22 protein-coding genes are annotated in these 25,803 nt (G+C 68.7%); 9 read left to right on the top strand and 13 right to left on the bottom strand.

Features of this window, described 5'->3' with window-relative positions:
* Positions 1-71: 71 nt before the first annotated feature.
* On the bottom strand, positions 72-473 hold the full coding sequence (locus IB269_RS18035) for a hypothetical protein (protein ID WP_071957113.1): 402 nt from the start codon (positions 471-473) through the stop codon (positions 72-74).
* 497 nt (positions 474-970) lie between these two features.
* Positions 971-1,906 carry a LysR family transcriptional regulator gene (locus tag IB269_RS18030; RefSeq protein ID WP_012205000.1) on the bottom strand — a complete coding sequence of 312 codons (936 nt, stop codon included), beginning with the start codon at positions 1,904-1,906 and terminating at the stop codon, positions 971-973.
* Between the two features lie 132 nt (positions 1,907-2,038).
* On the opposite strand from IB269_RS18030, the gene IB269_RS18025 reads away from it, so the two are divergent.
* The 3 genes from IB269_RS18025 to IB269_RS18015 all read left to right on the top strand — a co-directional run bounded on the left by IB269_RS18025 (position 2,039) and on the right by IB269_RS18015 (position 5,136).
* Positions 2,039-3,007 carry an alpha/beta fold hydrolase gene (locus IB269_RS18025; protein WP_192367874.1) on the top strand — a complete coding sequence of 323 codons (969 nt, stop codon included), beginning with the start codon at positions 2,039-2,041 and terminating at the stop codon, positions 3,005-3,007.
* A gap of 46 nt (positions 3,008-3,053) precedes the next feature.
* Positions 3,054-4,058, top strand: coding sequence for a tripartite tricarboxylate transporter substrate binding protein BugE (locus IB269_RS18020; RefSeq protein ID WP_192367873.1), 1,005 nt, complete (start codon positions 3,054-3,056; stop codon positions 4,056-4,058).
* 163 nt (positions 4,059-4,221) lie between these two features.
* On the top strand, positions 4,222-5,136 hold the full coding sequence (locus IB269_RS18015; RefSeq protein WP_016448094.1) for a LysR family transcriptional regulator: 915 nt from the start codon (positions 4,222-4,224) through the stop codon (positions 5,134-5,136).
* A 27-nt stretch (positions 5,137-5,163) separates the two neighbouring features.
* Here IB269_RS18015 and IB269_RS18010 read toward each other — a convergent pair whose 3' ends face one another.
* The 6 genes from IB269_RS18010 to IB269_RS17985 form a co-directional block, all read right to left on the bottom strand.
* A complete protein-coding gene (locus IB269_RS18010; protein WP_012205004.1) occupies positions 5,164-6,141 on the bottom strand; it encodes a Bug family tripartite tricarboxylate transporter substrate binding protein in 978 nt (325 codons plus the stop codon).
* Between the two features lie 33 nt (positions 6,142-6,174).
* Positions 6,175-7,680: an acyl-CoA synthetase gene (locus IB269_RS18005; RefSeq protein ID WP_192367872.1), complete on the bottom strand. Its 1,506-nt coding sequence runs from the start codon at positions 7,678-7,680 to the stop codon at positions 6,175-6,177.
* Positions 7,677-8,582 carry an SDR family oxidoreductase gene (locus IB269_RS18000; protein WP_016448092.1) on the bottom strand — a complete coding sequence of 302 codons (906 nt, stop codon included), beginning with the start codon at positions 8,580-8,582 and terminating at the stop codon, positions 7,677-7,679. Before IB269_RS18000 ends, IB269_RS18005 begins: the two co-directional genes overlap by 4 nt.
* 229 nt (positions 8,583-8,811) lie before the next feature.
* A complete protein-coding gene (locus IB269_RS17995; RefSeq protein WP_192367871.1) occupies positions 8,812-10,254 on the bottom strand; it encodes a c-type cytochrome in 1,443 nt (480 codons plus the stop codon).
* A 5-nt stretch (positions 10,255-10,259) separates the two neighbouring features.
* Complete coding sequence (locus IB269_RS17990; protein WP_046988347.1) at positions 10,260-10,856, bottom strand: (2Fe-2S)-binding protein; 597 nt, start codon at positions 10,854-10,856, stop codon at positions 10,260-10,262.
* Entirely contained in the window at positions 10,853-13,774 is a 2,922-nt protein-coding gene (locus IB269_RS17985) for a xanthine dehydrogenase family protein molybdopterin-binding subunit (RefSeq protein ID WP_192367870.1), read from the bottom strand. The genes IB269_RS17990 and IB269_RS17985 overlap by 4 nt, the downstream gene beginning before the upstream one ends.
* Before the next feature lie 433 nt (positions 13,775-14,207).
* Here IB269_RS17985 and IB269_RS17980 point away from each other — a divergent pair, with 433 nt between their 5' ends.
* The 5 genes from IB269_RS17980 (at position 14,208) to IB269_RS17960 (ending at position 18,426) form a co-directional block, all read left to right on the top strand.
* Positions 14,208-15,254 carry a methionine ABC transporter ATP-binding protein gene (locus IB269_RS17980; protein ID WP_012205010.1) on the top strand — a complete coding sequence of 349 codons (1,047 nt, stop codon included), beginning with the start codon at positions 14,208-14,210 and terminating at the stop codon, positions 15,252-15,254.
* Positions 15,255-15,257: 3 nt separating this feature from the next.
* Positions 15,258-15,923, top strand: a complete 666-nt coding sequence (locus IB269_RS17975; RefSeq protein ID WP_012205011.1) for a methionine ABC transporter permease — start codon at positions 15,258-15,260, stop codon at positions 15,921-15,923.
* 61 nt (positions 15,924-15,984) lie between these two features.
* Positions 15,985-16,794, top strand: coding sequence for a MetQ/NlpA family ABC transporter substrate-binding protein (locus IB269_RS17970; RefSeq protein WP_012205012.1), 810 nt, complete (start codon positions 15,985-15,987; stop codon positions 16,792-16,794).
* A gap of 4 nt (positions 16,795-16,798) precedes the next feature.
* On the top strand, positions 16,799-17,329 hold the full coding sequence (locus IB269_RS17965) for a cupin domain-containing protein (RefSeq protein WP_192367869.1): 531 nt from the start codon (positions 16,799-16,801) through the stop codon (positions 17,327-17,329).
* Positions 17,326-18,426, top strand: a complete 1,101-nt coding sequence (locus tag IB269_RS17960; protein WP_016448086.1) for a DUF6817 domain-containing protein — start codon at positions 17,326-17,328, stop codon at positions 18,424-18,426. Before IB269_RS17965 ends, IB269_RS17960 begins: the two co-directional genes overlap by 4 nt.
* 59 nt (positions 18,427-18,485) lie before the next feature.
* On the opposite strand, the gene IB269_RS17955 is transcribed toward IB269_RS17960, so the two are convergent.
* Complete coding sequence (locus tag IB269_RS17955) at positions 18,486-19,529, bottom strand: bile acid:sodium symporter family protein (RefSeq protein ID WP_141833257.1); 1,044 nt, start codon at positions 19,527-19,529, stop codon at positions 18,486-18,488.
* A 118-nt stretch (positions 19,530-19,647) separates the two neighbouring features.
* On the opposite strand from IB269_RS17955, the gene IB269_RS17950 reads away from it, so the two are divergent.
* Positions 19,648-20,562: a LysR family transcriptional regulator gene (locus IB269_RS17950; protein WP_192367868.1), complete on the top strand. Its 915-nt coding sequence runs from the start codon at positions 19,648-19,650 to the stop codon at positions 20,560-20,562.
* A 176-nt stretch (positions 20,563-20,738) separates the two neighbouring features.
* Here IB269_RS17950 and IB269_RS17945 read toward each other — a convergent pair whose 3' ends face one another.
* Genes IB269_RS17945 through IB269_RS17930 form a run of 4 tightly spaced genes read right to left on the bottom strand, consistent with a single transcriptional unit; the run spans position 20,739 to position 25,754 of the window.
* The gene (locus tag IB269_RS17945) at positions 20,739-22,160 is read right to left on the bottom strand and encodes a D-tagatose-bisphosphate aldolase, class II, non-catalytic subunit (RefSeq protein WP_192367867.1); all 1,422 of its coding nucleotides are present in this window, start codon (positions 22,158-22,160) and stop codon (positions 20,739-20,741) included.
* Between the two features lie 4 nt (positions 22,161-22,164).
* A complete protein-coding gene (locus IB269_RS17940) occupies positions 22,165-23,133 on the bottom strand; it encodes a sugar kinase (protein ID WP_192367866.1) in 969 nt (322 codons plus the stop codon).
* A gap of 60 nt (positions 23,134-23,193) precedes the next feature.
* Positions 23,194-24,240, bottom strand: a complete 1,047-nt coding sequence (locus IB269_RS17935) for an ABC transporter permease (RefSeq protein WP_192367865.1) — start codon at positions 24,238-24,240, stop codon at positions 23,194-23,196.
* A complete protein-coding gene (locus IB269_RS17930) occupies positions 24,237-25,754 on the bottom strand; it encodes a sugar ABC transporter ATP-binding protein (RefSeq protein WP_225614181.1) in 1,518 nt (505 codons plus the stop codon). Before IB269_RS17930 ends, IB269_RS17935 begins: the two co-directional genes overlap by 4 nt.
* Between the last annotated feature and the right edge of the window lie 49 nt (positions 25,755-25,803).

Raw genomic sequence — 25,803 nt, 5'->3', positions numbered from 1 at the left:
CGCTCAGCCGTTGAGAACATGTTGACCGCTGCTTCTGGCCCTAACCCGCTCCCCACCAACCGCCAAAACCCTCACCCAAACAACCCCCCCTCATCCAACAACTCAAACGCCACCTCCGGCGTCCTCTCCATCCCCCGCCGAATCGCCGCAGGAATCGCCTGCCGTGTCTTGCTGCATAACCCGCGCATGGGCAAGACCTCGATCTGGATGCCGCGCACGGTGCGCACTTCGCTGGCGCCGGGCTCGATGCGCACGCGGATGCCAAGCTGCTCATACATGCGCTGCTCCACATGGCGCAGGTCCTGCAGGCTGGTGATCTGCTCCAGCCGCTGCAGCAGGCGTTTTTCCTCTTCCCTGGTGAGTCGCAGGATGCGCTGGTCGGCCATGGAGTCGGCTAGCAGGGCGTCGTGCTCGCAGATGCAGGCGCCCGGAGGGCAGGGGACTCGGATCGGAATCTGAACGGGAAAGCTCATCGATGTCCAGGGAAGATCCGCCCCGGCCGGGGCGGTGCCGGCCATGCTAGTTCAAGGCTGCAGCGGGGCCAAGGGGAAAGTCCTGGGCGCGCCTGCTGCCTGCGCCTGCTGTCTCGTCCCCCTCCCGTATGTCCGCGCCTGCGTCGTGGCGGTTGCGGGGTTGCAAGCCTGCCGAAGGACAGGCTTGCTTCGTCATCTGACTCGCCGTGATGTTTGAGTGAAGCGCGCAGCGCGCAACGAGTTTCACGGCGAACCCCGCAGCCGTCACGACGCAGGTGGCCCCGCAGCGAAGCGAAGGGGTCGCGGACATCCGGGTCGCCTTCTTTGATCTGACCTTTCTTGGCGAATCAAGAAAGGGCAGTCGGCTGCCGGGCCGAGACCCGGCCTCTAAAAGAAACCGCCCGGCAGGGGCAAGAAGAGCGCGCGGCGCTCAAATTTACAGACGTTCAACAACGCAAGGCCGCAGCCGCCAAGTCACACAAACTGACCCGCCCGCCTCACGACTTCTGACTCCTCCCATAAAGATTCTCCAACCCCGCCCACACCCTGCGCGTGAGCGGCTTGCTCTGCGCCGCAGGCCGCCGGTAGAGCCGCACGTTGATGGGCACGTCCTTGTCGGGCCCGGCCGCGCGGGCCAGGCGGCCCTCGGTCAGGTCGGCTTTGACGAGGGTGAGCGGCAGCCAGGCCAGGCCCAGGCCCTGGTGGACCATGGCGTGCAGGGAGTCGGCGAGGTCGGCCTCGTAGACAGTGCGCAGGCGCGTGGTGTCGCACAGCTCGTGCAGGTGGCTGCGCAGGATCTTGCCCAGGGACATGCTTTGCGCGTAGTCCAGGTAGGGCACCAGCGGGCCGCCGCCGTGGGCGGGCAGGGCGTACTTGGGCAATTGGGGGACCAGGGGGATGCTGACGGGGATCAGCGTGTCCTGGCCCACGGGCAGCCAGGCCAGGTGGTGGCCCTGCAGGCTGCCTTCGATGGCGGGCTGGGCGTGGCACATGAGCAGGTCCACCTTGCCTTGCAGCAGCATTTCCACGCCGTAGTCCAGGCTGGTGGTGACCACTTTCCAGCACAGCTGGGGCATGGCCTGGTTGAGGGCGGTGATGATGCCCGGCAGGACGGTGTGCGACAGCGTGCGGCCGGCCGCGATGGTGATGGTTTCATCGCGCGTGCGGTGGGGGCGCTGCAGCAGGCCGTGGGTCTGCTCCAGGATGCCCAGCACTTCATGGGCCGAGGCCAGCAGCGTCTTGCCGGCGGCCGTGAGCGTGGTGGATTGGTGGCCGCGCTCGACCAGGGGCGTGCCCGCCCATTCCTCCAGCGCGCGGATGCGGCGGCCAAAGGCAGGGTGGGTGATGTGGCGGCGCTCGGCGGCCTTGTAGAGGCTGCCGGTGTCGGCCAGGGCCTGCAGGTCCTGCAGCAGTTTGAGGTTGAGTTCGTGCATGGGTAGGGTGGGTGCAGGGCTGTGCTGATCCGGCACAGCCCCGCCGCAATCGGCACAGCACCAAGGCGGGGCATGCCTAGCATGGCGGCATGCGAGAGAAGCCCTGTTATGCCTGAAGTTTGCCTCAGGAAGATGCAAAGCCATTTCATTGGCGGTGCGCAGCGCACGGTGCGGGATCTGCCGATCCAGCACAGGGAAGTGGTGCGCAATGGCGGCGAGCGGCCGCTGGACATGAATGGCAGCTATGCCGTGGGCCAGATGTATGCCATGGAGTACCGGCTGGCGCGTCCGCGCAGCCCCCTGCCCGTGCTGCTGTGGCACGGCGGCGGCATGACGGGTGCGCAGTGGGAGTCCACGCCCGATGGGCGCCAGGGCTGGCTGTGGCGCCTGCTGGAGGCGGGCCACGACGTGGTGGTCTGCGATGCCGTGGAGCGCGGCCGCGCGGGCTGGGCGATGTTCCCCGAGATCTATGCCGAGGCGCCCGTGTTCCGCAGTGCCGAGGAGGCGTGGCAGCTGTTTCGCATAGGCCATGGCGCGCCCTCGGGCGACGGTGTGGGCGAGCCCTTCGTCGGCCAGCGGTTTCCACATGAGAATTTTGGCGCCCTGGTGCGGCAGATGGTGCCGCGCTGGCTGGGGCATGAGGCCATGGCCATGGCGGCCTATGACGCGCTGCTGGAGCAGTTCGGCCCCTGTGTGGTGATGGGCCACAGCCAGGGCGGTGGCTTTGCCGCGCATGCGGCCGTCCGCAAGCCGCACCTGGTGCGCGCCGTGGTGGGGGTGGAGCCTACGGGCATGCCGGTGGTGCAGCAGGAGCAACAGGGGCAACAGGGGCAGGAGGGGGCGGATGCCTTCGCGCCTGCCTCGGCCATCCCGCACCTGGCGGTGTGGGGCGACCATTTCGCGCACAGCCCGCAGTGGCTGAAGTACCGCGCGCAGACCGATGTGTATTGGCAGCTGCTGCGCCGCCTGGGCGGCCGTGCCGAGGTGCTGGACCTGCCGGCCGCGGGCATTACCGGCAATTCGCATTTCTGCATGCTGGACACCAATGGCGACGAGGTGCTGGGCCGGGTGCTGGCCTGGCTGGAGCGCCTGGGCCGGTGACTGGAGAGTGCTGGTCCCGAAGAATTTCAACGAGGAGAAAAATCTCATGCAACGCCGCAATTTCATGATCCGCAGCCTGTCTGCAACCACGGCGGCCCTGGCCCTGGGCACCCTGGCGCCCGCGCAGTCGGCCCTGGCGGCCGATGCCGGCTGGCCCACGGCCGAGCCCATCCGCCTGATCGTGCCGTTCCCGCCCGGAGGCACGGCCGATGTGGTGAACCGCCTGTTCGCGCAGCAGCTGGGCAAGGTGCTGGGCGCCTCGGTGATCGTGGAGAACAAGGCCGGGGCCGGTGGCTCGCTGGGCACGCGCTTCGTGGCCGATGCCAAGCCGGATGGCTATACGCTGCTGGGCGCCACGTCCAGCACGCACGGCACGAATCCGGCCGTCTACACCAAGCTGCCCTATGACGCGGTGAAGGATTTCACGCCCATCACCCAGGTGATCACGGTGCCGGGCGTGCTCAGCGTGCATCCCTCGGTCAAGGCGGCCAATCTGAAGGAGCTGATCGCGCTGGCCAAGGCGCAGCCGGGCCATCTGTCGTATGCGTCCTCGGGCGCGGGCGGTCTGGGCCATCTGGCCATGGAGCTGTTCAAGGCCAAGGCGGGCGTGCAGATCATGCATGTGCCCTACCGCGGCGCGGGCCCGGCCTTCACCGATCTGATCGGCGGCCAGGTGTCCATGCTGTGGGAGCCGCTGCCGGCTTCGCTGCCGCACATCAAGTCCGGCAAGATCCGCCCGCTGGCCGTGGCCACGGCCCAGCGCAGCAGCGAGCTGCCCGATGTGCCGACCTTTGCAGAGTCCGGCGTGTCCGGCTACGCCGTGCAGGCCTGGAACGGCCTGCTGGCGCCCAAGGGCCTGCCCAAGGACATCCGCGACAAGCTGCACAAGGCCAGCGTGCAGGCCCTGGCCGATCCGCAACTGCGCCAGCGCCTGGCAGAGCTGGGCGGCACGGTGGTGGCCAATACGCCGGAGCAGTTCGGCGCGGTGATCCTCAAGGATGTGACGACCTGGAAGCAGGTGGCCTCTTCGTCGCAGATCAGCCTGGATTGATGCGGCGGGCACCGGGGAAAGCCCTGTGTCCCGGCGCCCACGGGTGGCGGGGCCAGGCGTCGTGACGGTGCCATAGTCCGGGGGTGGCGGTCCGGGCGCGTTGCCTGCGGCCGCGCACAAGGCCGCGAACAAGGCGGACCGCCTGACCTGCCGCTCTCAAGCCATGGACATCAACCTCATCCGCAATTTCGTAGAGATCGTGGACGCTCGCAGCCTCAGCGCTGCGGCGCGCAAGCGCGACATCACGCGCTCCAAGGTGAGCAAGGAGCTCAAGGCGCTGGAGACGGCGCTGGGCGTGACCCTGCTGCACCGCACGACGCGCAGCTTTTTGCTGACGGCGGCGGGCGAGGTGCTGTACGAGCACGGGCGCAGCATCATCCAGGAGGTGGAGGCGGCGCAGGGCGCCATCGACGCGCTGCAGCATGTGGTGACGGGCTCGGTGCGGCTGAGCATTCCCACGGGCCTGGGCGAGCTGTACCTGGCCGACATGCTGCTGGCCTTCCAGAAACGGCACCCGCAGGTGCGCATCCGCGTGCTGTTCTCCAACCGGGTGAGCGATCCCATGAGCGCCCAGGTGGATGTGGCCGTGCGCGTGGCGCGCGACGTGCAGGAGCACCTGGTGGCGCGCGACCTGGGGCCGGTGGGCTTTGGCCTGTATGCCAGCAGCGCCTATGCCAAGGCGCGGCCGTTCCACGACCCTGCCGAGATTCCCCACGGCGTGCTGCTGACGCCGCCCGGCGACGGCAAGACCTATGCCGTCTCGGTGAAAAAGGGGCAGCAGGAGATTGCGCTCAAGTGCGAGCCCTGCATCACCAGCGAGCATTTCCCCTTCCTCAAGCAGTCCATGCTCCGGGGCAGCGGCGTGGCCACCTTGCCCAACTACATGGTGATGGACGAGCTGCGATCGGGCGCGGTGCAGCGCGTGTGCCCGGACTGGACGGTGTCCGGCCTGGGCGACAGGCTGTACATCATCACGGCCGAGGACCGGCGGCCCTCGCATGCCGTCAAGGTGATGACCGAGTTCCTCAGGGCCAGCCTGCTGCGCTTCGTGGAGCAGGCCGAGGTGTCCGGCCCTTAGGCCCTTAGTTCATCACCTTTTCGGTCTTCAGTTCTCCAGCGCAATCGCGTTGTCCGCGATCACCTTGCGCCACATCTGGCCGTCAGCGGCCAGGAAGTCGTCGAGCTGGGCCTGGGTCTGGGGCTTCCTGGCGGCCAGGGTCTGGTTGCCCAGGGCACTGGCGAACTCGGGGTTGAGCATGACCTTGTTGACGGCTGCCTGCAACGTGTTGCGCGCGTCCGCGGGCGTGCCTGCGGGCACGGCAATGCCGAACCAGGTGGAGGCCCTGAAGCCGGGCACGCCCGATTCGGCAATGGTGGGCGTCTGCGGCAGGAACTGCGAGCGCTCCGGCCCGGTGGTGGCAATGGCCACCAGCTTGCCGGCCTTGATGTGGGGCAGGGAGGTGCCGGCCACGTCCACCATGAGCTGGGTGTCGTTGGCCATGAGGGCGGTGAGGGCCGGCGCGCTGCCGTTGAAGGGAATGTGGGTGGCGGCCACGTCCAGGCGGGACTTGATCAGCTCGGTGGTCAGCTGCAGCGGGTTGCCCAGGCCGACCGAGCTGTAGTTGAGCTTGCCCGCGTGCGCCTTGGAGTAGGCCTTGAGGTCGGCCACGTTTTTGATGCCGGTCTGGCTGTTGGTGACCAGCACCAGCGGGGCCTCGGCCAGGATGTTGGTGAGCTTCAGCTCCCGGTCGGGGTTGTAGCTGAGCTTCTTGTAGAGCAGGGGGTTGAGGACCATGCTGGCATTGCTGGCCAGCAGCAGGGTGTAGCCGTCGGCCGGCGAGCGCGCCACGGCCGAGGCGGCAATCATGGTGTTGGCGCCCGGCCGGTTCTCCACGACCACGGACTGCTTGAGCTCGGTGGACAGGTGCGTGGCCAGGGTGCGGGCCAGCACATCGACCGAGCCGCCCGGCGCATACGGGGCGATGAGCTTGATGGGCTTGCTGGGGTAGTCGGACTGGGCGAACCCGGGGGCTGCGGCTGCGGTGGCCGCAGCGGCAAGCAGCAATGCGATGGCCTTGTTCATGCGTTGTCTCCTTCTCTTTCGGTGTTGGCGGGTTCAGATCTTGCGCTGCGTCGCGCCCCAGTGGGCGTCGCGCAGCTTTCTTTTGGCGATCTTTCCGTTGTCGTCGCGGGGCAGGCGCTGGAAGACGAAGCTGCGCGGCAGCTTGTAGGCCGCCAGCCGGCCGCGCAGCCATTCTTTCAGTTCCGCCTCGGGCAGTGTGCCTGACTGGCCGGGCTCGACCAGGGCCAGCAGCCGTTCGCCGTACTCGGCATCGGGCACGCCGATGACGGCGCAGTCTGCTATGCCGGGGTGCCTGAGCAGCTCGTTCTCAATCTCGGCCGGGTAGATGTTCACGCCGCCGGAGATCACCATGTCCGAGTCGCGGTCGCAGACGTAGAGAAAGCCTTCCTCGTCCAGGTAGCCCATGTCGCCCAGGGTGATCAGGCCGCCCTGGTCCATCTTGCGGCGGGCCTCTTCATTGCCCTTGTAGGTGAAGTCGGCATAGGCGGGCTGGCGCACGTAGATCAGGCCCACCTCGCCGGTGGACAGGGCCTGGCCCTGCCTGTCGAGGATGCGGACTTCGGCGTCCTGCAGCGGCAGGCCCGCGCTGCCCGGGTGGGTGAGGGCGTCGGCCGAGCCGATGAAGGTGACCAGGCCCGACTCGCTGGAGGCATAGGTCTCGTTGATGATGGGCCCCATCCACTCGATCATGGCCTTCTTGACCTCGGGCGCGCAGGGCGAGCCGGTGGAGGCGATGAAGCGCAGCGAGGAGATGTCGTAGCGCTCGCGCACTTCGCGCGGCAGCCTGAGCAGGCGCACGTACATGATGGGCACCATGTAGGCGGTGTCGATGCGGTGCTCCTGCACCAGCTGCAGGAAGCGCTCGGGGTCGAAGCGCGGCTCCAGCACCACCAGCTCGCTGAGCATGAGCGCGTTCTGGAAGTACAGGCTGGGCGCGCTGTGGTAGATGGGCGCGGTCAGCAGGGTGCGCGCGCCGGGCTGCAGGCCGTAGGCGGTGGCGATCAGCGCCTGGTTCACGGCCAGGCGCCGGGGCAGTTCTTCCACGGGAAACGCCTTGCGCAGCACGCCCTTGGGGCGGCCCGTGGTGCCCGATGTATAGGCCATGTGGCCGCGCGGCGCGACCAGCGGCCCGTCGTAGGGGGCCTGGGCGGCCAGCCAGGTTTCGTAGTCCTGCTCCGGCTCGCGTGCGTGGGCGACGCGCCGGGGCAGGTCCGCATAGAGTTCGCCCTTGAGGCCGTCGAGCAGGTCCTGGCTGGTGATGAGGGCGCGGGCGCCGCTGTCGGCCAGGATGTAGTCGATCTCCGTGGCCGTGAAATGCCAGTTGATGGGGCAGTAGTAGATGCCCGCAATGCGGCAGGCATGGACCACGTCGGCGTATTCGATGCCGTTGCGCAGGAAGACGGCCAGCACGTCGCCTTCGGCCAGGCCCAGGCTGCGCAGGCCCTGGGCCAGCTGGCGGCCGCGCTGCTGCTGGGCGGCGCCGGTCAGCGTGCGCTGTTCGAAGACCAGGGTGGAATGGGGCGTGGCGGCGGTGCTCATGTGGGCGTGGCCTCCTGCTCCCCATCGTTGACGTTGGGCTGGTTGGCGGCCTTGGCCATCTGCCGGGCGCGCGCCCAGTCGGCATCGTCCCAGGCCTGGTATTCGGTGAAGTAGGCGCCGTTGGCCAGGGCGTCGCCGCCGTCCAGCGTGATGGTCTGGCCGTTGAGCCAGGTGTTGCCCGGGGCCAGGATGAAGGCGGCCATGTTGCCGATGTCCTCGCCCGTGCCCAGGCGGCGCGTGGGGTTGTCCAGGCGGCGGCGGTCGGCCGAGTCCTCGTTGCCGTCGATCCTGGGGCGCAGGCGCTGGCTGGCTCCCTGGGTGGGAATCACGCCCGGTGCAATCGCGTTGAACCGTATGCGCTTGGGGCCCCATTCCACGGCCAGCGATTTGGTCATGGCGTCCAGCCCGGCCTTGGACATGGCCGAGGGCACGACGAAGGGCGAACCCGTGTCCACCCAGGTGACGACGATGGACAGCACCGAGCCCGGCAGCCCTTCGGCGATCCAGCGGCGGCCCACGGCCTGGGTGACGTAGAAGGTGCCCCGGAAGACGATGTCCGATATGGCATGGAAGCCGTTGATGCTCAGGTCCTCGGTGCGGCTGACGAAGTTGCCGGCCGCGTTGTTGACCAGGCTCGTCAGCGGGCCGTGTTCGGCCCAGATGCGGTCGATGACGGTGTGCACGGCCTCGGGCTGGCGAATGTCGAGTTCATGCGCAAAGGCCTGCGCGCCCGTGTCGTTGTTCAGCATCTCGCAGGCCTGCTGCACCACGGAATGCCGCCGGCCGCACAGGTGCAGCTCGGCACCCAGCTCCGCCAGCTTGGCCGCCATGGCCAGGCCCAGCCCCGTGCCGCCCCCGGTGATCAGGACGCGCTGGCCCTGGAATAGATTGGCTTCGAACATGCTTGTCTCCTTTTGCTTTCACTCTAGGGAGACAGGGGCGGCTGGCAAAGGAGGGTGGTGGAACGCGGTTGGTTCCGTGGTGGAAACAATGGGCGGGGTTTCGGGCTGTGATCACAGCCAGTTCACGAAGCAGTCCTGTCCTTCGGCAGGACTGCAACCCCGCAACCGCCGCAAGCTGCAAGACGCAGGCGGGGCATACGGGGCGGGGTCTGCAGAACCGCCCGGGGGTTCAGGGCGCAGCCCTGTGTCCCGCCTTGCCCGCTGCGCTGCGCAGGTCGGCCACCTGGGCGGCCGTCACGTCGGCGGGCTGGCCGCCCAAGGTGGCGCGGGTGTAGTTGGCCAGGGCGGCGACTTCGCCATCGGTCAGTTCCTGCATGAAGCCGGGCATGCCGGGCAGGGGCGTGGGGCCCTGCTGGGTGGCCGGGTGCTTGGGCAGGCCGACGAGGATGGCCAGCACCAGGTTGCGGGCGTCGGCCTGGCGCACGGTGCTGTTGCCCTTGAGCGGGGGCATGGTGAGGCTGCGGCCCAGGCCCTCGCTGCCGTGGCAGCTGGCGCACAGCGCCATGTAGTGGCCCCGGCCCGCGTCCAGCGTGCCCGCGCCGGAGCTGTTGCCGGTGCCGGAATCCGGGGGCGCGGCGGCCGGCAGGGACTGGGGCGCGGGCGGGTTGTCGCCCAGCAGGAAGGTGGACAGCGCCGTCATGTCCTCGGCCGTGAGGTGCCGGGTGCTGTTGGCGATGACCTCGTGCATTTCATCGAAGGCGCTGCCGTGGGCCGAGAAGCCCGTCTGCAGGAACTGGGCCATGCCCTCGCGCGTCCAGCCGCGTGCGGCCAGGGCTTCGGCGGTGATGCCGGGGGCCGTGAACAGCGACAGCGTGCCGCCCTGCAGCCAGCGGTCCTTCTGCATCTGGCCGAACATGCCGCGCGGCGTGTGGCATTCGGCGCAGTGGCCCATGACATTGCCCAGATACTGCCCGCGCAGCCAGGCCGGGCTCTGGCCCTGCGAGCCTACGGGCAGGGGAGCGCTGGACAGGAACAGCGTCTTCCAGCCGAACATGAGCACGCGCAGGTTGAAGGGGAAGGGCAGGGCGGGCTTGGTGTTGGGCTGGGCCACGGGCCGGATGTTCATCAGGTAGCCGTAGATCAGGTCCGAGTCTTCGCGGCTCATCAGGTGGTAGGAGGCATAGGGCATGGCCGGGTAGAGCTGGCGCCCGCCCGGTGCCGTGCCGCGGGTGACGGCGGCGTGGAATTCCTCGGCCGTCCAGCGGCCTATGCCGTGGTCCGGGTCGGGGGTGATGTTGGTGCCGTAGAGCGTGCCGAAGGGCGTGGGCAGGGGCTTGCCGCCCGCAAAGGGCTGGCCTTCCCGGGCGCCACCCATGCCACCCACCCCGTCATGGCAGGCCATGCAGTCGGCGGCGCGCGCCAGGTACAGGCCCTGGGCCAGCTGCTGGGGGCTGCGGTGCACGGCCTGCGGCTCGCGCTGGGGCACATGGGGCCGGTTGCCCCAGACGGCGGCAATGGCAAACAGCACGGCCAGCAGCAGGAGGACGAGCAGCAACCCGCGCCAGCGGCGCCTGGGCCTGCGCGGTGGCGGGGGGCGGGCACCGCTGTAGTCGGCAGGTGGCGCGGCGGTGGCGGCGGTGGGGGCGGCTGCGCTGGGGTCGGCGGCGGACATGGCGCTCATCCTTTCAAGGTCAGCCCGGGCGTGTTCAGGACCAGGTCCTTCACGGCCGCGTAGTAGCGCACATAGCCGGTGCAGCGGCACAGGTGGGGCTGCAGCGCCTCGCCCACGACCTGTTCCACATCGGCCGCGCGGATGGGCGCCTTGGCCAGGCGCTCGACCAGCACCGTGGCCGCGATGACGAAGCCCGGCGTGCAGTAGCCGCACTGGAAGCTGAAATGCTCCAGGTACTTCTGCTGCACGGGGCTGATGGCGATGACCTTGCGCGGCTGGCCCGAGGTACCCGAGGCGCCCGGGGCTGATGGGGGGGCGGTGTCCGCGCCGGCCGGGTCGGCAATGCCTTCGATGGTGCGGACCTTGCGGCCCTGGAAGTAGTGGGCGCCGGTGATGCAGGTGCGCATCTCGCGGCTGCCCTCGGGACCGTCCACGATGATGGTGCAGGCCCTGCATTCGCCGATGCCGCAGCCCAGGCGCGAGCCGGTGAGGTTCAGGTATTCGTGCAGGAAGTCGATCATGGGCATGCCTTCGGGCACGTCCATGGGGCCAACGGTCTGGCCGTTGACGGTCAGCGACAAGGGGCGCGGGACAAGGCTCATGGTGCGAGTGCCTCCCTGATCTTTTGCGGGGTCACGGGCAGGTCGTGGAAGCGCTTGCCTATGGCGTGGTGCAGTCCGTTGACGATGGCGGCGACGATGGGAATCATCACCACCTCGGCAATGCCCTTGGGCGGATCTGTGTCCGACAGCGGTGCCAGCAGCTCGGCCGTCTGCTTCCAGACCGCCACCTCGCTGCCACGCGGCAGGTGGTAGCGGTGGAAGTTCCAGTTGCCGTCGCCGGGGCCGCCCTCGTACAGCGGCATGGTTTCGTACAGTGCATGGCCTATGCCCATGGCGATGCCGCCTTCGAGCTGGCCGTGCACCAACTCGGGCACGATGGGCCGCCCGCACTCCATGATGGAGTGGTGGGCCAGCAGCTCGACCGCGCCCGTGCCCGTGTCCACCGCCAGCTCGACCAGGGCCGCATTGGCGCTGTAGTAGGTGACGCCCGCGTTGTTGCGCTGCATGGGCGGATAGAACAGGTTGCGCCGCGCAATCATGCGGTAGCCGGCGGCGCTGCGCCGCGCGGTGACAGAGGCCTCGACGGGCGTGGCCGCCTGCGGCGTGTCGGTGGCGTCAGGGGCCGGCGTGACGGCGCCGGCATCGGGCGCGCTGCCCAGGCGCACGGCCAGCGCGTCCAGCGGCCGGCGCGCGCTGGTGCCCAGGATGTCGAAGTCCGCCTCGGCCCATTGCCAGCGGTTGAAGGTATGGCCCACGGCGCCCGTGACCAGCTGCATGGCATGGGCCTTCTGGGCCAGCGCCTGCAGGGACAGCGGCTGCATGCCGTTGGCCGTGAGCATGCCGTTGACCCAGCGCGCGTCCTCGCGGCGCACCACGTAGGGCGCCTTCTGGCCGCCGCCCGTGCCCTGGCTCCAGATGGCGACGGCGGCCGGCCACAGGCCGTGCTCGAAGACCACGCGCGCCGTCTCGCTGGTGGCGTGGCTGTAGTAGTAGGCCGAGTTGCTGGCGCTGGCCGGCGAGGCGTAGACCGGCGTCCACAGCGGCCGGGTGGCGAAGCGGTCCTGGTCGGCCTGGGGCATGGTGTAGTTGTCGCCCTCGGCCTTGAGCGGCAGCTCCGGCCAGTCCAGGCAGGCGGTCTGCAGCTCGTCGGCGGGCTTGCCGAACCATTGCACGCACAGCTGGGCCTGCGAGGTGCCCATGCCCGTGCCGATCTCGGTGCCCGAGTGGTGCAGCAGCACGCGGCCCTGGGGCGATATCTCGATGCGGGCGAAGGCCGCCTCGCCGCCCGTGCCGAAGTCCTTTTGCACGCAGGCAAAGCCCACGCCGTAGCGCTGGCCCGGGTGGCTGGCCTCGTAGGCGGTCTTGCGCTTGGCGCGCTCGGTCCACAGCGGATGGCGGCGGGCGCGCTCCAGCACCTCGTCGGCGCGCAGGGCACCGGCGGCAATGGCGCCCTGGGTGTTCTTGGCGCCCGAGGTCAGCACGTTGCGCAGGCGCAGCTCGATGGGGTCGATCTGCAGCAGTTCGGCGATTTCGTCCACCATCATCTCGGTGGCCGCCATGCTCTGCAGCGTGCCGTAGCCGCGTGCCGAGCCCGCGTCCAGCGCGCGGCTGGCCAGGGCCACGGCGGTGATGTCGTTCTTGGGAAAGTAGTAGATGGACTGCGCCGCCGTGCCGCCGACCATGGCGACCGAGGGCGAGAAGTTGGCCCGGCCGCCGCCATTGGCCGTCATGTTGGCCACCAGGCTCTGGAAGAGGCCGGTCTTCCTGTCGATGGCCATGGTGTAGTCGATCTCGAAGGCATGGCGCTTGAGCGAGGACTGGAACTGCTCGAACCGGTCATTGGCCAGGCGCACGGGCTTGCCGTCCGCATACAGCGCGCAGACCAGGCCGTAGTAGGGCATGGGGGCGTGGTCCTTGGATCCATATCCCACCGTGTAGCACGGGTGGATGAAGAGGTTCTTGAGCGGGAACCTGCTGGCCTGCACCATCTGCGCAGCCCATTCGGCCACCTCGTGCGGCGACTGCGTGGCCAGCACCATGTGCAGGCTTTGCGTGGCCGCGTCATACCAGCAGTTGGCGTTGTCGGGCTCCAGCGCGGCCGTGTCCACCGATTGCGTGGCGTAGTGGCGCTGCAGCACCAGCCAGTCGGCGGGCGGCGTGGCCAGCTCCTGGGCGATCTGCTCGGCAGCGCGCAGGCCGCGTGCCGTGACCGCGTCGGCCTTGGAGATCTGCGGCCAGACCAGCGGCTTGCGTTCGGCGGGGAACAGCGGGGCATCGCGCAGGCTGGAGAACACGTCGTCGTCAAAGGCCGTGGCGCCGCCCTGGCGCACATAGCGGAACACGCCCCAGGGCGGACGGTCCAGCGCGCCCGTGACGCGGCCGTAGCGGATGACGCCGGCCGTGGCCTGCAGCCTTTCCTTGGCAAAGCGAAAGCGCGCGAAGTCGTGGTAGATGAGGATGGCTACGGCCTGGCCCAGGTATGCGGGGGTCTTGCCTGCGGGCAGCAGCATGTCTTCGCCATAGAACTCGGGAAAGGCCAGGCCATCGCGCGCCAGGTCCTCGGCCGTGACCACGCGGTCGGGCGCCAGTTCGCCGTCCAGGGAAGACAGGTCCATGCCGTCGAACAGCCGGTCGGCCAGGGTGGTGCGCACGATGAAGGCATGGGATTGCTGCTGGGGCCAGTGCGGCATGTCGCGTGCGCGGATGTCGCGGGCGAAGACCTTGGCGCCCATGACCTTGGAGCGGCCATCGAGCCGCATGCGCGGCAGCTGCGTGGCCGGCTCGCGGGCCACGCTGCCCAGGACGCGGTCTTCAAAGAGGGCTGCATAGGCCTGGCTGGCCAGCGGCGCCACCCAGACGCTGACGCCTGCGATGCTGGCGGCCTGCAGAAAGCCGCGCCGCGACAAGGGAGCCGTGCCGGCCTGGCTGCCGGCGCCGGAGTGTTGTTCTGGGCGCATGGCGCTCTTCTCCTGTGGGGTTGAGCCCACTGTAGGAGGGCGCATGCCGCGCGGCCTGTCAGCAAAGGCTGCTTCTGGCGTCAGCGCGGCGGCAGCGGCAGGTGCCTGCCATCGTCAAAAGCAGGAGCGGGCCAGGGCCGCCAGGCCGCGATGGCAGCGTGCCGGCCGCACTGTCAATCAGATGCCGCCGCAAGAAGGGCCTTGCCGCCGTGCTCCGTGGCGCCGCGCATAGCCCGGCAGGGCCAGGGCGTGTCCACATTCAGGCATAGTTGAGGGTTGTGCAGAAAGTAGTGAAGTCCCGGGCATAACCGGAGCTTCTTATTACTTTATTTTTTTATAGTTTGCGTTTTTATACGCGCAACCTATATTTGCTCCCACTTCCCAACAATGCGCAGCGGCGTCCCCAGGCCGTCCTGCGCCGCGGCGTTTTTTCATGATCGAGATTCGGGATCTTTCCCTGACCTACAAGGGCCCCACCGGGCCCGTCCATGCCTTGCGGGGCATCAACCTGCAGATCGAGTCGGGCGAGGTGTTCGGCATCATCGGCCGCAGCGGCGCGGGCAAAAGCTCGCTGGTGCGCTGCCTGAACCTGCTCAACCGCCCGACCTCCGGCCAGGTGCTGGTGGGCGGCCGTGACCTGATGCAGCTCAGCGATGCCGAGCTGCGCACGGCGCGCCGCGACATCGGCATGGTGTTCCAGCATTTCAACCTGCTGTCCTCGCGCACGGTGTTCGACAACGCCGCGCTGCCGCTGGAGATGGCGGGCATGTCGGCCGACGACATCAAAAAGCGCGTGGACCCGCTGCTGGACCTGGTGGGCCTGAGCGCGCTGCGCGACCGCTATCCGGCGCAGATCTCGGGCGGGCAAAAGCAGCGCGTGGGCATTGCGCGCGCGCTGGCCAGCCACCCCAAGGTGCTGCTGTCGGACGAGGCCACCTCGGCACTGGACCCCGAGACCACGCGTTCCATCCTGGACCTGCTGCGCAAGGTCAACCGCGAGCTGGGCCTGACCGTGGTGCTGATCACGCACCAGATGCAGGTGATCAAGCAGATCGCCGACCGCGTGGCCGTGATCGACGGCGGCGAGATTGCCGAGCTGGGCCCCGTGATCGACGTGTTCACGCGCCCGCAGCAGGCCATCACGCGCAGCCTGATCGACGAGATCGTTCCCCAGCAACTGCCCGAGTCGGTGGCCGTGCGCGTGAATGCGCTGGCCGCCCAGCTGGCGCCCGGCCAGCAAGGCCGGCTGCTGCGCCTGTCGTATGCGGGCGAGAGCGCCTACCAGCCCATCCTGTCGCACCTGATCCGCGAGCTGGGGCTGGACCTGTCCATCCTGCATGGCCAGATCGACGAGATCCAGGAGCAGACCTTCGGCTCGCTGGCTGTCTTCGCCAGCGGCGACGCGGCAAAGATCGATGCCGCCGTGGACCATCTGCGCGCCACCGGCGTGCAGGTGCAGATCGTTTCCACCAGGGATTGAGCGATGTTTGAGAATTTTTCGGAAATGATGCTGGAGCTGTTCGTCAGCTCGCTGTGGGAGACCATCATCATGGTCGGCGTCTCGGGCCTGGTGGGTGGCCTGATCGGCATTCCCCTGGGCGTGTTCCTGCGCCTGACCGACCACGGCGGCGTGCTGCAGAACGGCCCGGCCAACAAGATCGTGGGCTGGATCGTCAATGCCCTGCGCTCCACCCCCTTCATCATCCTGCTGGTGGCCATCATCCCGCTGACGCGTCTGATCACGGGCTCGTCCATCGGCACCTGGGCAGCCGTGGTGCCGCTGACCATTGCGGCAGCGCCTTTCGTGGCGCGCCTGGTGGAGACCGCGCTGCGCGAGGTGGACAACGGCCTGGTGGAAGCGGCCCAGTCCATGGGCGCCACCACGGGCCAGATCGTCTGGAAGATCCTGCTGCCCGAGGCGCTGCCCGGCATCGTGGCGGGCCTGACCATCAGCTTCGTGAGCCTGACCGGCTACTCGGCCATGGCCGGCGCCATTGGCGGCGGCGGCCTGGGCGACCTGGGCATCCGCTACGGCTACCAGCGCTTTTTGCCCGATGTGATGCTGGCCGTGGTCATCATCCTGATCTTCTTCGTGCAGGCCATCCAGAGCCTGGGCGACTGGGCGGTGCGCAGGTTGAGCCACCGCTGATCCAACGGCCGCAGTGGCAGCAGCGGCAAGGAGCCGCGAGATTTTCCAAAAGAGGGATTCCATGAAAAAACGCGCCTTGCTCCAGTCGCTGGCCCTGGCTGCCGTCCTGCCCCTGGCGGGAATGGCGGCGCTGCCGGCCCATGCGGCCGACGGCTCGGTCACCATCGGCGTGACCTCGGGCCCGCACGCCCAGATCGCCGAGGTGGCCAGGAAGGTGGCCGAGAAGAACGGCCTGAAGGTGAAGCTGGTCGAGTTCGGCGACTTCATCCAGCCCAACGCTGCCCTGTCGCAGGGCGAGCTGGATGCCAACATCTACCAGCACCAGCCCTTCATGGACGCCCAGAACAAGGACCGTGGCTACAAGCTCGTGCCCGTGGCCCGTGCGGTCAACCAGCAGATGGGCGTGTACTCCAAGAAGATCAAAAGCCTGGCCGACCTCAAGAGCGGTGCGCGCGTGGGCATCCCCAACGACCCCACCAATGGCTCGCGCGCACTGATGGTGCTGGCCGCGCAAAAGCTGATCGAACTGAAGACCGGCGCGGGCGCCCGTGCCTCGGTGCTGGACATCACGGCCAATCCGAAGAAGCTGCGCTTCGTCGAGCTGGAGGCCGCCCAGCTGGCGCGCTCGCTGGATGACCTGGACGCCGCCGCCGTCAACAGCAGCTATGCCGTGGCCGCAGGCCTGTCGCCGCAAAAGGATTCGCTGGCGCTGGAAGCCACGGACACGCCCTATGTCACCGTGCTGATCGCCACGCGCGCCGGCCATGAAAAGGACGCCGGCCTGCAGGCCTTCGTCAAGGCCTACCAATCGCCCGAGGTGCGCCAGTTCATCGACACGCAGTTCAAGGGCGCCTACACGGCGGCCTGGTAAGAGCATGGGCGCCCTCGCATCCCACCGGGTTTCCGACGCGGACTTCGTGGCCGCCATCGGCGTGCAATGGCAGCGCCGCCCGCTGGCGCCCGAGCCCGGCCTGGCCGCGCTGCTGGCGCAGGCCCAGCTGGACGATGGCGGCAAGGCCACCGTGGTCCAGGCCGTGGGCATGCTGGTGGTCGACGAATGCGTGGCCCATGGCTACCACAGCATGGACCTGGTCGTGCTGCACCGGGACACGCAGGGCCTGGACGAGGCGCTGGAGCGCTTCGACAAGCCCCACACCCATGCCGATGACGAGGTGCGCTACATCCTCGAAGGCGAAGGCCTGTTCGGCTTTTTTGATGCCCACGGCCAAGAGCGCGTGCTGCGCGTGCAGCCCGGCGACTACCTGCGCATACCGGCCGGCGTGGAGCACCGCTTCACGCTGACCGCCACGCGGCGCATCAAGGCGCTGCGCCTGTTCGCCGATACGGTGGGCTGGGTGGCTCAATATACCCAGCGGCCCGCCGCTGCCATGGAGGTGCCCGCATGAGCCTGCCTGTCCCGACACTGTTCCAGACACTTGACGAGGCGCTGTTCACGCGCGCCCAGGACCTGCTGGACGAGGAATGGCTGGCCAAGGATGCCGACCTCGCCCCTGTGCTGCCCGTGGTGCTGGCGCGCGGCGTGGGCCAGGACTGGCACAAGGCCGGCACCTTCCGCCACCACCTGGCGGGCGTGGCGCGTTCGCTGGCGCTGTGGCGCCAGCCGCGCGACGTGCGCCTGCTGGGCCTGCTGCACAGCGTCTACGGCAATGCCTTCGTGGACCTGGTCAAGTTCGACGCGGGCAGCGAGCGCGGCCGCCTGCGCGAGCTGGTGGGCGAGGGCGCCGAGCACCTGGTCTACCTGTTCTGCACCATGAGCCGCACGCAGTTCATGCAGAAGATACTGGCCGGCGACCTGGCCGAAGACGGCTCCATGGCTCTGGAATCCGCCGGCCGCAGCCAGCGCCTGAGCGCCTATGAAGTGGCGGCCTTCACCATCGTGAGCATGGCCGATGCCATGGAGCAGTGGTTCAGCTGGCAGGAAGACATCTACTCGCAGTTTCCGCAGGTGCAGAACCAGCGGCAGCAGGGCGTGCACTGGGCGGCCTCGCTGTGGCCCGGTCCCATGCGGCCTGCCAGCCGCATGCTCAGCCAGATCAGCGACCTGGGCCGTGCGCTGCAGCACCCGGCGCTGCGCGCCCAGCTGCCGCTGCCGCCGGTGTTCGACCATTGCAGCCGGCAGCTGTCGCCCGGCGACGAGGCCGCTGCCGTGTCGCTGTACTGGTCGGTGATCCAGCTGGACCAGCCGCTGGTGGACCTGGACGCCGCCACGGCCGTGCTGGAAAGCGCCGTGCGCCTGAACCCCTGGGTGGGCGAGCCGCAGATGGTGCTGGCCCAGCTCTACCTGTCTGCCGGCCGCGCCGACGACGCCGCGCGCGCAGCCGCCAGCGCGCTGCAGTGCTTCAGCGGCTGGGGCAATGCCTGGGACAAGCGCGTGCAGTGGGACGCCTGGATCGCCTGGACGCGCATCCTGCTGCAGTCGGCGCAGCAGGGAAGCTGGCCTGAACGGCTGGACAAGCTCAACAACCTAGCCCTGAAGGGCTGAGATGCAAAAAAGCCTGGCGCGAGAGCCAGGCTTTTTTGTGATGGGTGCGCGCCCGTGCCTTATTTGGCCGGCGCCGTTTCGGCCTTGGCGGCCGGCGCAGCGCTGGCGGGCGCGGCGCCATCCTCGATCGCCTCGGGGTGCATGGGCCGGCGTGCATAGCGCTGGGCCAGCACGGCGCAGACCATGAGCTGCAGCTGGTGGAAGACCATCAGCGGCAGCACGATGGCGCCCACGGCGCTGGACTCGAACAGCACCTTGGCCATGGGCACGCCGCTGACCAGGCTCTTCTTGGAGCCGCAGAACACCAGGGTGATCTCGTCCTCCTTGGAAAAGCCCAGGCGGCGCGCCGTCCAGGACGTGATGACCAGCACCAGGGCCAGAAGGATGGACGACAGCAGCAGCAGGCCCAGCAGCGCAGGCAGGGGCGTCTGCTGCCACAGGCCGCTGATGACGGCGGCGCTGAAGGCCGTGTACACCACCAGCAGGATGGAGCCCTGGTCCACGAACTTCACGCGCTTGGCATGGCGCGAGATGAAGCCGCCGATCACGGGCCGCAGCAGATGGCCCAGCACAAAGGGCAGCAGCAGCTGCAGCGCGATCTTGCCGATGGCCTGCAGCGCGTCGCCGCCTTCGGCGCTCTTGTGCAGCAGCATGCTGACCAGGATGGGCGTGATCACGATGCCCATCAGCGTGGAGGCCGATGCGCTGCACACGGCAGCGGGCATGTTGCCGCGCGCCATGGCCGTGAAGGCGATGGCCGACTGCACCGTGGCCGGCAGCGTGCACAGGAAGAGCACGCCCATGTACATCTCGGGCGTGACCAAGGGCTCCAGCACGGGGCGCAGCGCCCAGCCCAGCAGGGGAAAGAGCACGAAGGTGGCCGCGAAGATGGTCAGGTGCAGGCGCCAGTGGCCTATGCCGGCAAAGATGGCCTCGCGCGAGAGCTTGGCGCCGTGCAGGAAGAACAGCAGGCTGACCATGAGCGTGGTCGCCACCTCCAGCCATTGCGAGACGGCGCCCGAGGCGGGCAGGAAGCTGGCCAGTGCCACGGTGGACAGCAGCATCAGCGTGAAATTGTCAGGGGCGAAGCGGGGGCGTGCCATGGGAAAACTCTCTCCAACTAACTATCGGTTCGTGCAGCCAGGCTGCAAGGCCCCGATTGGACGCCACGGCCATTGAAAAGAGAAATGGATTTATCTGATGGTTTTATAATTTTTCCGTATGAATATCAGCCTGCGCCAGCTGCGCGCCTTCCTGGCCGTGGCGGAAAGCCGCAACTTCAGCCGTGCGGGCGAGCTGATGGCGCTCACCCAGCCCGCCGTCAGCCGCAATGTCACCGAGCTGGAGCAGGCCCTGGGCGTGCAGCTCTTGCACCGCACCACGCGCGAGGTGGAGCTGACCGATGCCGGCCGCCTGCTGCAAGGCCATGCCACGCGCGTGCTGGACGCGCTGGATGAATGCCTGCTCGAAGTCAGCGGCTTGGCCACCCAGCGCCTGGGCAAGGTGCGCGTGGCCAGCAGCCCCACGCTGTCGGCCCACCTGATGCCGCGCTGCATTGCGCGCTGCCGCGAGCAGGCGCCGGGCATCGAGCTGCTGCTGCTGGACCGCATCCAGAGCGATGTGCTGCAAAGCGTGCGCAGCGGCGAGGTGGACTTCGGCGTGGTCATCGACCCGCAAGGCCGCGATGACCTGCACTGCGAAACCATACTCAGCGAGCCCTTTTGCCTGGTCTGCCCGGCCACGCACAGGCTGGCCCGCAAGCGCCAGGTGGCCTGGAGCGACCTGGCCGGCCAGCCGCTGGTACTGCTGGACCACGCCTCGGGCAGCCGCCGCCTGATCGACGCCGCGCTGCAGGCCCACGATGCCGAGGCCGCCGTGGTCCAGGAAGTCGGCCACACCACCACCATCTTCTGCATGCTCCAGGCGGGCCTCGGCCTGAGCGTGGTGCCGGAACTGGCCGTGCCGCAGGAATGGCGAACTCCCGCGAGTGGAGCCGCCCCCGACGCCCTCGCCAGCCGCCCCCTGCTGCCGCGCGTGCAGCGCGACATCATGCTGGTGCGCCGCCGCCAGCGTGAACTGTCGCCGGTGGCGCAAAGCGTGTGGGATTTGATCAGGGGGGAGGCGGCGCAGCTGTGAGCTTCGCCGCCCCATCGCGTAGCGGAAAGTCAGCGAAACGGCCCGCCAGTTCCAGACAGTCCTGAGGCCACTCTCCCCTGAAGTGGTTCTGAATGGCCAGGGCCATCCAGCGGCTCTTTGACATGCCCTGGGCCTTGGCTGCCTGCTCCAACAAGCCGTACGTGGCGTCATCCAGATCAAGTGTGAGTTTGTGCATGGCAACCATCCCGCGTTGGATTGTCAGGGCAGCCCCCACAAGCCGCCGCATACGGCCTGATCGCCTCGCGCACGCGGTCCAGCACCAGCGCGTGGGGCGAGGGTGCCAGCCGCCCGGCGCGCACGGCCTGGTATTGGGCGGGGAGGAACTGGCTGAGCATGTTCTCGGGCAGGGCGCAGGCGGACAGGTTGTCCAGCAGCCGGGCCACGGCGGCGTTCACCGTGGGGTCGGCCCAGTAGTAGCGGATGCGGTCGCTGTAGCTGTAGATGCGCAGCAGCCTTTGGGCGCCGGGATCGGGCTGCTCGCCGCGGTAGTAGCGTTCCCAGCTGGCGGGGCGGCCCAGCATGGCGGACTCCAGCACGGCGGGCAGGTGGGAGCGCTGGTGCGCGTCGATGAGCTGCTCTTCGATGGCGGCCAGCGCGAACAGCACCTCGCGCAGCGCAAAGGTGGCGCCGGGGCCGACCTTGAGGATGGCAAAGCCGTCCTGCACCAGCTGGCGCAGGGCCTCGGGCCGCTGGTAGTCGGTGGAGTGGGCCTCGAAGACCAGTTGCGGGTGCTGGGCCAGCAACTGCTTGAGGTCGGCCGCTTCGCCGGGCGCGTAGTCCACCACGCGCGTGTGATCGAACTCCACGCCGGGCTGGACCACCATGGCAATGATGCGCGGCCAGACGGGGTCCAGCCCCTGTTGCGCGAAGACGTCGCGGTGCACCTGCAGCGTGCGCTGGGCGTCGGCGCGGGCAGTGACTTGCACATGCTCCAGCGCATGCGCGGCGCCGCCGGGCACGGGCACTTCGGTGCCGATCACGTAGACGGGGCCGGGCGCCGGGCAGGTGCTGCCGCGCTCGGCCGCCTGGCAGAGCAGGGCAGCGCGGCGGGCCACGGTTTCGTCGTCCAGCGCCTGGGGGTCGTCTGCGCAGGCCATGCTGGCGTCCAGGTGCAGCTTCACGAAGCCGGCCGCTGCATAGGCGTGTACCAGGTCCTGCGCCAGGTCCATGGCCTCGGCGGCAGGCAGGTGCGTCCACGCCGTGGGGCCCAGGTGGTCGCCGCCCAGCAGCACGCGCTCCAGCGGCAGGCCGACGCGGCGGGCGATGGTCAGCACGAAGCGGCGGAAGTCGGCGGGCTGCATGCCGGTGTAGCCGCCGAACTGGTTGACCTGGTTGGCGGTGGCTTCCACCAGCAGGGGCGTGCCGTCGTCCAGCGCCTGGTGCATGGCGGCCTCGATGACCAGGGGATGGGCCGAGCAGATGGAGTAGATGCCGAGTGCGTTGCCTGTTGCGCGCGCATCGCCTGCGGCTGCTGGCGTTTGCGTGGAGCGTGACTGCACCAGGCGGGTGAAGTGGGTGAGATGGGTGGGGTGGGTGAGGTGGGTGGGGTGGGTGGGGTGGGTGAGGTGGGCGGGCATGGTTTCAGCCCTCCATCACCGCATGCCGCAGGTGCTGCGGCTGTTGTGCCAGCAGTGCGTCGAGCCCCGCAAAGCCGGATGTCCCCTCCATCGGCCCCTTGCTGGAGACGGCGAGCGCGCCGGCCGCATTGGCGTAGCGCAGCGATTGCAGCGCGGTCTTGCCCAGGCGCCGGCAGGCGATGAAGGTGGCGCCAAAGCAGTCGCCCGCACCCGTGGGGTCGGCCACGTTCACGCGGAGGGCGTCGAGGTCGATGCGCTCGTCGGCACTGAAGTAGCTGCAGCCGTCGGCGCCGCGCTTGACCACGATTTCGCGCACGCCGCGCGCGAAGATCTCGGCGATGGCGCCGGCCTCGTCGGCCGAGCGGGCCAGCTGCGTGACCTCGTGGCCGCTGGGCAGGAAGATGTCGGTGAACTCCAGGATGTAGGCCAGGGCTTCGCGCATTTCGGGGATGCGCAGCATCTCCTTGCGCACGTTCGGGTCGAAGGACACGGTGCCGCCCTGGGCCTTGACGATCTCGATGGCCTTCTTCATGGCATCGATGATGCGAAACGAGAACAGCGACGAGCCCATGACATGGAAGTGCGCGCAGTCCTTGAGCACGGCCTGGTTGACCTGCTCGGGCTGCAGCTGTGCCGAGGCGCTGTTGGTGATGTTGAAGATGAAGTCGCGCTCGCCGCTGTCGCGGTAGGTGACGAACGCGCTGCCCGTGACGGCGCCCTTGCACACGGCGATGGCGCTGGTGTCCACGCCGTCGCAGCGCAGGCGGTCGATGTTGAGCCAGCCGAAGTCATCATCGCCCACGCAGCCGATGATGGCGGCCGGATGCCCCAGCCGGGCCACCTGGTCGATGAAGATGGCGGGCGCCCCGCTGGCATAGGGCCCGGCCAGCGGCCCCGGCGCGCGAAAGCTCTGGCCTTTTCGCTCGGCCATGATTTCGACGAGGATCTCGCCCATGGTCATGATGGATTGCATGCTCTCCCTCCCTTTGAAATCAAACCCCGTGCGCCGTTCGCTGCACCGCCGGCCCATGCGTCAGCGCCTGCGCCTGCTGTGCACATCGATGCACACGGCCACCAGAATCACGCTGCCCTTGACGATGAGCTGATAGAAATAGGGCACGCTCATCAGGTTCATGCCGTTGTTGATGACGCCGATCATCAGCGCCCCTATCAAGGTGCCCGCAACGCTGCCGTGGCCTCCGGCCAGGCGCGTGCCGCCCAGCACGGCGGCGGCAATGGCGTCCAGCTCCCAGCCCATGGCCGCGTTGGGCTGGGCCGAGTACAGGCGGGAGGTGAGCAGCAGGCCGCCCACGGCCGCCATCAGCCCCGACAGCATGAAGATGGCGATCTTGAGCCGCCCCACCCGTATGCCCGCATAGGTGGCCGCCTCGGCATTGCCGCCTGCCAGATAGGTCTTGCGACCAAAGACGGTACGGGCCAGCACGAAGTGGTTGGCGGCCAGCAGTGCGGCCAGGATCCAGATGGGCACGGGCATGCCCAGCCATTCGCCGTTGCCGATCCACAGAAAGGCCTCGTTGTCCACCGGCGCCGGCATGCCGCCCGAGACGATATAGGCCAGACCCCGGAAGATGCCCATGGTCGCCACCGTCACGATGAAGGACGGCAGATGCAGCAGCGCCGACAATGAGCCGTTGAGTGCCCCCAGCAGCAGGCCGCACAGCAGCACGGCGGGCAGCACCAGGGCGGGCGCCAGGCCCTGGCCCAGCATCAGGCCGGCCACGCTGCCTGCCAGGGCGACCACCGATCCCACCGAGAGATCGATCTCGCCCAGCAGCAGCACATAGGTCATGCCGAAGGCCACGATGGCGATGATGGACACCTGCAGCAGCACGTTGCGCAGGTTGCCGCCCGTCAGAAAGGCCGGCGACAGCAGGGAGAACAGCAGCACCAGGGCGGCCAGGCCCATGAGGGTGCCGGCGTGGCGCCGCAGCGATCGCCAGCCAGCTCGCAAGCCGTCTCGCCATGTTTCCTGACTGTCCGGGATGCCTTCGGCGGCGTCGGCAGCGTCGGAGGCTTTGGAGGAGCCAGGCGCGGTGATGCTCAGTTCGGAAGGGGTCATGGCAGTCCTGCTCCGGTGGCGTGCGCCATCACGGTCTCCTGGCGCAGATGGAGGGTGTCCAGGCTCTGGACGAGGCGCTTGTTGCGCATGACCAGCAGCCGGTCGCTCAGGGCCAGTGCCTCGGGCAGTTCCGACGACACCAGGATGACGGCCGTGCCGGCTGCTGCCAGCTCGCGGATCAGGGCATAGATCTCGAACTTCGCGCCCACGTCGATGCCGCGCGTGGGCTCGTCCAGCACCAGCAGCCGGGGGCGCATGGCCAGCCATTTGGCGAACACGATCTTTTGCTGGTTGCCGCCCGACAGCTGGCGCACGGGCTGGTACAGGCCGGCAACGCGTATCTTCAGCCGCTGCACGCAGGCGCGGGCCAGCGATTGCTCGGCGGCCTCGTCGGTGAGCAGCGCGCCGCCGCGCCCGCTGTGCACCTGCACCATGCAGATGTTGTGCTGCACGGACTGGTCCAGCACCAGGCCTTGCTCCTTGCGGTTCTCGGTCACGAAGGCCATGCCCTGGCCAATGGCGTCGGCCGGCGAGCGCAGGCGCAGCGGCCGGCCGTGCATGAGGATGCTGCCCGTGCAGCGGTGCATGCCGAACAGCGCATCCATGACATCGGACCGGCCCGAGCCCACCAGCCCGAAAAAGCCCACGATCTCGCCCGCGTGGACCCCGAAGTCAATGCCTTCGAAGCGCCCGGCCAGGCCCAGTCCGCGCACCTGGAGCAGGGCGCGCGTGCTGCGGTCAGGGGCGGGGCCGCGCGGCGGATAGATGTCCTGCATCTGGCGCCCCACCATGAGCGCGATCAGCGCCCCGATGTCGGTCTCGTCCCGCGCCAGGGTGCAGATGGAGCTGCCATCGCGCATGACGGTGATGTCATCGGAGATGCGCATGATCTCGTCCATGCGGTGCGAGACATAGATGATGGCGCGCCCCTCGGCCTTGAGGCGGGCGATGAGGGTGAAGAGAATCTGCGCCTCGCTGTCGCTGAGCGAGGACGTGGGCTCATCCATGATGACGATGCGCGCGGGCTGGCACAGCGCCTTGGCGATCTCCACCAGCTGGCGCTGGGCCAGGGACAGTTCGGCCACCTGCGCGTTGGGGTCCAGGTCCATGCCCAGTCGGGCCAGCAGCGCGGCGGCGTCGCGGCGCAGTGCGCGGCGGTCCACGCAGCCGGCCCGCTGCGGGAGGCGCGCGGCAAACAGGTTGTCCGCCACACTGAGGTTGGGCGCCAGGCTCAGCTCCTGGTGAACGATGGCGATGCCGTGGCGCTGCGCATCGGCGGGGCTGGCCAGCTCGGTGCTGGTACCCTCGATCAGCAGCTGGCCGCCATCGGGCCGGTGCACGCCGGCCAGGATTTTGAGCAGGGTGGATTTGCCGGCCCCGTTCTCGCCCAGCAGCGTGTGCACCGTGCCTGCGCGCAGGCGGAAGGACACGCTTTTGAGCGCCTGCACCGCGCCGAAGGATTTGGCCAGCGCCCGGGCCTCGAGCATGGGGGGCTGCGCAACGGCGTCGAGCATGGCACGGCCTGGGTGGCTGTGTGCAGTGGGGCCTGGCATGGCGGGCTCC

Source organism: Delftia sp. DLF01, from assembly GCF_014852125.1.
Lineage (GTDB): Bacteria > Pseudomonadota > Gammaproteobacteria > Burkholderiales > Burkholderiaceae_C > Comamonas > Comamonas acidovorans.
The sequence above is the reverse complement of the archived record's forward strand: the minus strand, read 5'-3'. Positions and strand labels throughout refer to the sequence as shown.